Annotated in this window: 6 protein-coding genes; all 6 read right to left on the bottom strand. The window is 49.5% G+C overall.

All coding sequences use genetic code 11. The features are described from left to right. Positions 1 to 224: 224 nt before the first annotated feature. On the bottom strand, positions 225 to 524 hold the full coding sequence (locus tag HWQ67_RS08245) for a HepT-like ribonuclease domain-containing protein (RefSeq protein ID WP_218252208.1): 300 nt from the start codon (positions 522 to 524) through the stop codon (positions 225 to 227). 64 nt (positions 525 to 588) lie between these two features. After that, a complete protein-coding gene (locus tag HWQ67_RS08240) occupies positions 589 to 912 on the bottom strand; it encodes a nucleotidyltransferase family protein (protein ID WP_218252207.1) in 324 nt (107 codons plus the stop codon). A gap of 20 nt (positions 913 to 932) precedes the next feature. Next, the gene (locus HWQ67_RS08235; RefSeq protein WP_218252206.1) at positions 933 to 3,692 is read right to left on the bottom strand and encodes a response regulator; all 2,760 of its coding nucleotides are present in this window, start codon (positions 3,690 to 3,692) and stop codon (positions 933 to 935) included. A gap of 4 nt (positions 3,693 to 3,696) precedes the next feature. Then, entirely contained in the window at positions 3,697 to 4,224 is a 528-nt protein-coding gene (locus tag HWQ67_RS08230) for a V4R domain-containing protein (RefSeq protein ID WP_218252205.1), read from the bottom strand. Between the two features lie 18 nt (positions 4,225 to 4,242). Then, positions 4,243 to 6,090: a PAS domain-containing protein gene (locus HWQ67_RS08225; protein WP_218252204.1), complete on the bottom strand. Its 1,848-nt coding sequence runs from the start codon at positions 6,088 to 6,090 to the stop codon at positions 4,243 to 4,245. Positions 6,091 to 6,189: 99 nt separating this feature from the next. Further along, positions 6,190 to 9,255, bottom strand: a complete 3,066-nt coding sequence (locus HWQ67_RS08220; RefSeq protein WP_218252203.1) for a PocR ligand-binding domain-containing protein — start codon at positions 9,253 to 9,255, stop codon at positions 6,190 to 6,192. Positions 9,256 to 9,476: the final 221 nt, after the last annotated feature.

The raw sequence follows: 9,476 nt of genomic DNA, 5'->3' as shown, positions 1-9,476 counted from the left end.
AAATTGAAAAATTAGAAGTTTTTATGTTAACGAGTAAAAATTAGACCTCATTGATGAGGGTAGGGCAGATATTTTTAGTGGGTTTTGGTTTCTTTTTGCAAGAGGCTCAGTTGGGTATATATTTTTACGCATCCTGGATTCCTGGTCAAGCCAGGATATACACATTTGAAAAACGGCTGTAACTGTCATTGCCGCAGCCTGCCCCTAGCTCGAACAGGGGTGATTTACGAAATATCTTTGATAATTGTTCTGAGCGATTTTATTAGTATTGGGATATCATTACGGCAGGTATCAAAAACCGCTTCATAGCTGATATCAAAGTACTGATGAGCAATAACATCACGGATTCCTTTTAGACCTTTCCAGTCAACCTCAGCATATTTCAGTAGTAATCGGCCATCTGTGAGCTTATCGATTTTTTTAAGCCCTTCTCCTATAGCCGATAGTTGCATACAGATTACATCAAGACTGTCACGTTTCTCTTCACTGGCATTAAAATCTTCAGCACAACTGATAGTTCTCATTTTGACCAGTATCCTTTCGGCTGCGGAATATATTGATTGCAAGAGTACCATAACAAGGGGTTTGTCATACATATATAGCTTCGCTGTCAATTCTTTCTTTTAACAGTCCATTCATTTTATTTCTATAATGAACAATGTCAACATGCTTGTTGAGCAGTTCCTCTATTTCAAGACGAATGCGGGACATCTTAATAAGATTTGGTGTATCCATTTCAATTACAATATCGACATCGCTATCGATTTGCATATCATTGCGGGCAACCGAACCAAAAACACCAAGGGCTTTTATCCCGTATTGAGGCGCAACCTGCCTTTTGTACTTGCTCAGTGCAACAATTATTTCATTGCTTTCCAACATTGACTCCACGGTTACCTTAACAGCTTTCATATTGGCATTTTTACGGCGCCTCAAGGGGACTTCGTAATCTTCAGACCTTCCTTTGCACGGACAAGTACGGCCAGGGCCTGCTCAAAGTCAAAGTTCTGTATGGCGCTTTCGATTTCGGCGGCATCCCCCTTGAAGGCAGCACGCAGGAGTTCGACGGATTCGGAAAATACGTCTGACGCCTCGGAGTCGTCCTCAGACAGTAGCTTCTCCAACTTTGAGACAATCGGGATGAGGGCGTTTATATCAACCGCCTCCGTTGCAGTCTGCTCCCTCTCCTGAGGCATGGCCTGACTTACAAGCAGGATAAAGTCCCCAAGCACCTGTGCAAAGTCCTCATAGAGACGTTGTATCTCATCAGGCGGTTCGTTGTGCTTGATTGCGGCCTCGAGTTTTGCGGCCCTTTCCTGCACGGGCAGAGCGCCTATGTTTCCGGCCGTGCCCTTGGTCGTGTGGGCGATGCGCTCGGCATCGTTGCGGCGACCCTCGGAGAGGGCCGTGTTGATCTCCTCAGGGGCGGTGGTCTGCCCTGCGACAAACTTCTTCAAGAGCGACAGATACGATGCCGGTTTGCCAAGGACGCGTCTGAGACCGTTTGCCACATCCAGGCCGTCTATGGCGTACAGGGGGGCAAGCTGGTCATCGACCCTGGCAGACGTGGCGGATTGTACTGCCGCTGCATCAGGCTTTATGGGGGCAGACTTCTCCACGGCAGGCTCCCTCAGCGGCGGAATCCACCTCAACAGGCGGTTAAACAACTCATCTGGGTCTATGGGCTTGGCCACGTGGTCGTTCATCCCGGCGGCAAGACAATTTTCACGGTCGGAGACCATCGCATTTGCCGTCATCGCAAGGATTGGCAGTGTGGCGTATTCTTCGAGCTTTCGTAGTTCACGTGTGGCCGTGATGCCGTCCATTACCGGCATCTGCATATCCATCAGCACGATGTCGTAGCGATTTTCGCAGACCATTTTCAGTGCAATCTCACCGTTTTCGGCCAGGTCTGTTACAAATCCGCCTTCGGTCAACAGCTCCATTGCCACCTGTTGATTGAGGTCATTGTCCTCCACCAGCAGAATCCGTGCCCCGGCTATCGGGGAGAGATCAATACGTCCGTGCTTGTCTGCAACCACCTTGTCCTGGGCCTGGACACCTCCCGTGATGGCCATCATGGCGGCGTCAAACAACGTGGATGGACTTACGGGTTTAACAAGCAGTGGCAAACCTGCCTCCTCGGCTATAAGAAAGACGTCTTCGGTGCTGTAGGCAGTTACTATGATCCGATGCGGGACGTTGTGATTGAGCTTAAGGGTCGCTATCTGTTGGGCGGCCTCAATGCCGCTTAGTCCGGGCATCTGCCAGTCAAGAAAGACAATCGCAAACGGGACACCGGCCCTGTCCGCCTCTGTGACAGCCAGGACTGCATCATCGCCGGAGGTTACCTCCACAACATCAAAGGACATGGAACGCAGCATTTCGCTGATTATATGCAGGGCATACGGGTTATCATCGGCAACGAGCACCCGGCAGTCGTACAGATCGGGGGCAAGCTCCAACTGTCTCTTATGTACCGTGCTCCTGCCCAAGCGTGCCGTAAACCAGAACGTACTGCCCTTGCCATACTCACTTTCAACACCAACGTTACCACCCATAAGGGTAGCCAGCTTTTTGGATATTGCCAGACCAAGACCTGTGCCGCCATACTTACGCGTCGTGGTGGCGTCGGCCTGCTGAAACGACTGAAATAGTTTTCCCTGTTGTTCCTTGGTCAACCCAATGCCGGTATCCTTGACCTCAAAACGCAGAAATAGACTGTTTTCGTTTTCCTCCTCGATCAATATCCTTATCACGATCTCACCCTTCTTGGTGAACTTTACCGAATTGTTTGAATAATTGATCAGTATCTGTCCCAGACGCAGGGGGTCGCCAACGAGACTATCGGGCAAATTTGGGTCTACGTCAAATATCAACTCCAGCCCCTTTGAGGATGCCTTTTCACCAACCAGGGTGGCAAGGTTATCAAGCACCCTGGATACCTCAAAGTCGATAGACTCTATGTCCAGCTTGCCGGCCTCTATCTTTGAGAAATCCAGGATGTCATTGATTATGCCCAGGAGGTGTTGCCCTGAGTGCTGTATCTTCTGGATGTAGTCCCTCTGCTTGTGTGTCAAATCGGTTTTTAGGGCCAGATGTGCCATGCCAATTACGGCATTCATGGGGGTGCGGATTTCGTGGCTCATGTTGGCGAGGAAGTCGGCCTTGGCCTTGGATGCCGCCTCGGCCTCTTTTCTTGCTTCCTCAAGGTCTTCCATGATGTTTAACATGGCCAGACGCATTTTGCCCATCTCATCGACACGGCTCTGGAGGTTGTCTTCCACGGTCTTTCGATCGTTAAAGGCGCTTTGCAGTTGCCTGGCCATGCTGTTAAACGCCTCGGAAAACTCCCCCATAAAGTCCACGTTATGCGAAAAATCCCCCTTGGCTATCTGCTGCGTCACCCAGGTGAGATTTCTCAGGCTCGCCTGCAGGCTCTTCAGCGATTGCGCTATCTGCATCTTCCCCCGGGGGGCCTCGTATTGGATATCGCCCTTGGCCAGGGAGAAGATTAGCCCCGTGACGGCGTTGTACTCGCCTATGAACTTGTTGATATACCCCACCGCCTGCTTTAGTTCATTGTCAGGGTGGTCATCTCCAAGTACGATAGGGTCGGGACTCTTACCACTGAGGATCAGGTAAAAGGCCTCCGATATCTTATCTAGGTCTTCTTCTTTAACACTGAGCATGGTCTTAAATAGCGGGTTTTACCTCAAAACGGCAGACCCTGTCCCCGGAACACCAACAGTCAACCTCCCTGACGCTAAACCTGGCCCCGGTGTACTCATACAACAGTCCACCGATAAAGCCCTCGTCATAGGTGCATATGGTCTCATCAACAATGGGCAAACCAGAGCAATCAAGGTCCTCGGCAACAGTCAGTGTGAATTCCTTTTTCTCAAGGTCGGCCTTTTCAACACGCAATATACCGATCTTGAGCTTGGTTAGCAGCTCCTGGAGTTCATTTATGAAATCGTTAAATTCGCTTTTCTTGTTCAGCAATGCCTTACAAAACTCTCTTCCGGCCAGCTCACCGGCCTCAAAATAGAGGCGGTCCGCCACCTCCGGGCTAAAGTTCCTTATTATAACATCCCTCAGCGTAAATTGCATCAACCTGTATACACCCACCTCCATCGTGGAACCGAGGTTTGGACGGCCCTCCTTGATATCTCCAATCATACTCCAGTCAAACATCGGTTGCTCTCTTTTTTCCTTAAACATACTTGTTCTCCTTTCTCTTTATTGAACGATTTTATATTTCGCTGCGTGTCCGCACTCTTCTCTCAGGGTATTAATCTCTTGCTTTAAGCTGATCATTTTCTCTTCCCTGTTTACTGCTAGTTGAGTGAAACGCTCCAACTCCTGCAGGTACTGTCTCAGTTCCGTCTCCATTTTCCTGCTATGTGTGATGTCATCCACAATGGAAGTAACGCCAATAGGGTGCCCTGTCTCATCAACAAGCGTTACATTATACCAGTGACAGGTGATATGTTGTCCATCTTTTGTAACATTTTCGCTGTCAATGGATACCACGCCCCTCTGTTTACTCAATGTCAGCCAGACCTCATCTGCGTGGGCACGCATTCCCTCTGGAATAATAAGTTCGGAAGCCTGCTTGCCTGTAGTCTCTTCCCTGGTGTAACCAAAGATATGTTCTGCCGCACTATTCCAGGTGATAACCCTGAAGTTGATATCCCACTCGATGATTCCAAGCGGGGAGTTCTGTACGAGGAAGGCAAGGCGTTGTTGCGACTTCCTAAGGGCCTCATCCATGCGCTTACGTTCGGTGATATCCTCCTGCATACCCACATAGTTGACAATCCTGCCCTGTTGGTCTGAAAGCGCCGTAATTGTAGAAGATGCCGTATAAAGAGAGCCGTCTTTACGCCTGTTTATGAATTCGTCCTGCCATAAACGCCCTGCTGCTACAGTGGCCCAGAGAGACAGATAAGTCTTCTCTGGAGTAAACCCACTCTTAAGTATACTGGGATTACGTCCTGTGGCTTCAGAGGCGGAGTAGCCGGTTATATGGACAAATGCCTCGTTTACATACTCGATAATGCCATCCGTATCGGTGATAATCACGGCCAAAGGGGAGTTCTCAACAACACTGCTGAGTTTCTTTATACGTATATCATCCTGCATATTAAGAAAACGTTGTTTGAGTATCACAAACATCAAAAATCCGGCAACAACGTAGCCCGCTATTGTGACCAACATGGCCAACGTGATCCGTAATGCAGGCACCAATCCCCCTGTATCCTGGATAACAACCAGTTGCCATAAACCTCCAAGGTCGTTCCAGTCAAAGAATTCTCTGTTTATGGTATAACGATGACCATCAAAGTTTACCGAAGCATTGGTTATGTCAATTGGCAATACCTCCGGGGTCTTATCGTCAAACATCTTTCCGTAGCGTTTTTCTTGTTTGATATATCCAAGATGTTCCTTGGTAATAGATTGTGTGGCGTTATACATCCATGAGAATTTTGTACTGGCAAAGACAATACCCTCCGGTGAAATCAGCAACGCCTGACCTGGCAACAGTTGCAGGTATCTGGAGGTGACAGGGTCTGCAGGCATACGTATAACCAACGTACCAATTACCGGAGTATTATGGGTATCACCCTCATGTATGGGAGCAGCAATATAGAACACCTTGTCGCCCGTACTGATGCTGATTGCAGGGTATACGCTTGATTTATCAGTCATGGCCTGCTTGACATAGGAACGTGCCGACATATTCATACCGGTAGAACGCTTTACGTCACTCTCATGCGCGACTATTATACCGGCAGCATTGACGATAAAGACACCGTCTGCATTGAAGAGACGTTTGGCGGCAACCATGCGTGCCAAAGTATCTGGGTGATCGCGCGGCAGCTTCTCCTTTGCCATGTCCTTTATCAGAGGTTCGTTAAATCCCATGAGAAAGGCTGCACCCATTGCCTGTCCGCCCATAGTTTCGGCGTGCAGACGGGCAACGACGTCACTGAGGACCTGCGTGGTCTTTGTCCGTTGTTCGTCCTCTGCTGATCGAAATATGTAATGCACAACGACGAACAAGGTCAGCAGAGCTCCTGCCAATGGAAACCCTATGCAGAACAGTACATGGCGCCTCAGAGGCAAATGATTACCTGTCATCTCTCTACCGTAATAGTCTTATATTCTACGCGATGTTGCCACTTACTGTACAATCTTGTATCTCCTGACTCGTCCCAGTTCTTCTGACAGCTCATTGATCTCCTGCTTGAGCTGGATCATCTTCTCCTCACGCCCAACCGTCAGTCTGTTAAATCGCTCAAGGTTCATTACATGCTGTTTCAATTCTTCTTCCACCTTCTTACGTTCGGTTATGTCTCGGAAGGTCACCACCGAACCCACCACTGCCCTGTCTTTATAGATTGGCGTTGCCGAATATTCAACCCGAAAGTAACTGCCATCTCTTCGCCACAGGATATCGTCATCAATCTGACTGGCGATACCGTAGCGGTTTGTCTTATACATAGGGCAGAACTCTTCATCGTGTAGAGAGCCATCGACGCAGGTGTGATGAATCATGGCGTGGATATTTTGTCCGATTACCTCGTGCTCCTGGTAACGCAGCATATTCAGGGCGGCGGGGTTGATAAAGACAACCACACCTTCGGCATCTACGCCAAAGATACCCTCCGCAACCGATATCAGCAACATACGGCTTAACTCCTCACTCTTTTTCAGTTCCTCCGTGCGCTGTTGTACCAACAGTTCCAGTTGGTCTTTGTATCGTTCAAGCTCTGCACGGGCCTGATTGGCGTCTTCTGCCAGGCTCATGGCGCTGGTGTGCTGTTGCCTGAGTTCTTCCGTGCGCTTTGTCATATACTGCTCTGAAGATTGTGCCTTCGTACGTTGGTATGAAATTGAAGTCACCATTCTGGCAAACCCGGCAAGGAAGGTGAGTATTTTGGGCAGTTTGTCCTCGGACATGATCGGGACGTCCCTGATAGCGTCCAGGTAGGCATCTTTATCGAAGTTGAACTGCCTGGCCTGTTCGGCAAAGAACTCAAGGTCAGGCGGATTCATAAAAAACTGCCCGATAAAGACATTTGCAACGTGATGGCCATCTACAAAGATGGGTGAGGCGCAATCGGTGAGGCCGTTTTTGCAACAATAGATGGCGTAGTCCTTTCCCTCCTGGAGGTTGAGGGCTAGCTGGGTGTCACTTTCGATGCAGCGCGCACATGTCTGTTCATTGACCCTGTGGAAGTCCGTGCAGGCACGTTGCCAGTTGGATGAGGCCAGCACCTTGGCTTCAAGGTCGATAATCGCCGCCGGGACTCCGACCAGTTCACAGAATGTCTGAAATACGTTCTGTAGTGGTTCCAGGTCTAAGATGGCCTCAAGATTGGGTTTGACAGCATGGCTATCCACAGACTCTTCCAGGTGTGTTTCAAGTTCATCACTTGAGGCAGCATCAAGGTCATATTCCAGATAGGGAGCGGTACCACCGGCCTGCACAATCAGGGAGTTCACCTGCTTTTTTAATTCCACGATCCGCTCCTCACGCCCCAAGGCCAGACGATTGAAGCGTTCTATCTCCCGCACCTTTGCCTGTAGCTCCTGCCTGGCGCCTTCGGCCTCCAACCGTGCCTGTTGTGCCCTGGCTGCGGCCTTCTCGGCAACCTCCTTCTCTACCTTAAGCGCATCGGCACGCTTACGTTCCGTTATGTCGAGCAATGCACATATAATCTGCCTGCCCCCCCCTGCATCCGTGTAGCTGAGGCTTGCATCCACCGGAATCTCTCGTCCGTCATAGGTCAACCCTATCAACTCAAGCCCGCTACCCATGGCTATAAGCCGTGGATTTTTGATAAAGTCATTACGATACCCAACGTGCTTGTCCCTGTAACGGTGTGGAACCAGTATCTCTATCGGCTGACCAATAATCTCTTCGGGTATGTATTCAAACAACATCTGTGCCTGTTCGTTAAACGATATAATGGTCCCCTCACTGTCAACCACGACCATTGCATAGGGGGCCATTTCGATTAAATTCCGACTGACCTCTGTTGCCAGTTTTAGTTGTTCCGTCTGCTCTTTGACCTTGTTGTCAAGGTTGCTGGTGTAATCCAGCACGGTAGCCGCCATGGTGTTGAAGGACTCCGTCAGGGTACCGATTTCGTCTGTCCGCGTAACGGGCAGCGATACGTCGTAGGTACCGGAGGCCATCTTGCGGGTTGACTCCATGAGACTTGAAAGCGGATTGAGTATGACCTTGTGCAGAAGCGATACCAGTATGATGACAGTGGTAAGCATCGACAGTATTGTTATGACAGTCAGCGGCAGAAACTTGCCGAGGTCTATTAAGCGTGAGGTGTCAACCAGGACAATGGCATACCAGTTCAGATCAGGCATGTATGTAACGGAGGCTATGTGGATGCGACCATACAGGGTCACAGACAAGGTCTCGACATCTTGCTTGCCTGTCCTTACGGTATCCAGGGCGGCACGTAACAGGCTGCGCTCACCCGGTAAATTCAAGAGACCATAGATGGTTTTCCGACTGGATTCAGACTTTGTCACGGCATTAAAGTCTATGAATCTGACATCGGGGTGGGCCTTTATATCGCCGTTTTGTCCTACCAGCACCGTAGTGATACCGCTTTGTCGGCTGATGATGAGTTTCTTTATAAATCCACTCAGGTCAATGCCCGATCCACATACGGCCAGAGATTCATTGCCATCCTTCATGACGATATTAAACCACACATTTGTAACACCCAATACCTCATTGCTGTCTACGTTGAGGTCAAAGCCATCGACGTCTTTGAGTGTGGAGAAAAACCACTTGTCATCTTCTTTGTCCCGGCTGAGGTGCTGGCGGAGTTCTCTGCCCTCGAATTCATTTGCGGCATTGTTAAAATAAAAGTTTTGAGTCTTAACCGGCGCTATGAAATAACTCTTGTCGTGGAATAGATTCCTGTAGCTCTGTAGCTCCTGCATGGCCATCTTTCTTATGGCGGGGTCATCTTCGTTACGTGCCCAGCGTTTGAGCAGAGAGGAGTCGGACATCTTCCGTGTCAGAGCCAGCTCCCGCTGAAGCACGGGTAATAGCCTGTTCTTTTGCACCTCTACAAGCATCGCTGCGTAGTTGACCCCAAAATCCATGACCACGGAGTCCACCGCAGACTTCAGCGCCGTATACGTGGCAGCCCCAATCATCAGATAAACCACCACAACGATCAATATGAGCTTAGTTTTTAAGGTCTTCATTCGTCTTACCTGTAAGCTTGTCGCCATGAGACTTTTGTGTTACGACAAGGCTCCTTTAAAGTTATTCTATAACAGGATGCCTCCTTTTGGCAAGTTCTTTACAGCACACGGGGGGTGCATAAACTTTTGGTGGGTAAGATAAACGGGGTCAAGGGGACTGGTCCCCTTGCAGGGGAGGTCAAGGAGGGGGCGGAGCCGCCCTTCTTGTAGGGGGTAGGGGG

Origin of the sequence: Candidatus Magnetobacterium casense (genome assembly GCF_019173545.1) — a bacterium.
In the GTDB taxonomy this organism is placed as follows: domain Bacteria; phylum Nitrospirota; class Thermodesulfovibrionia; order Thermodesulfovibrionales; family Magnetobacteriaceae; genus Magnetobacterium; species Magnetobacterium cryptolimnobacter.
Note: the sequence above shows the minus strand (reverse complement) of the source record. Positions and strands in the feature narration are given on the sequence as shown.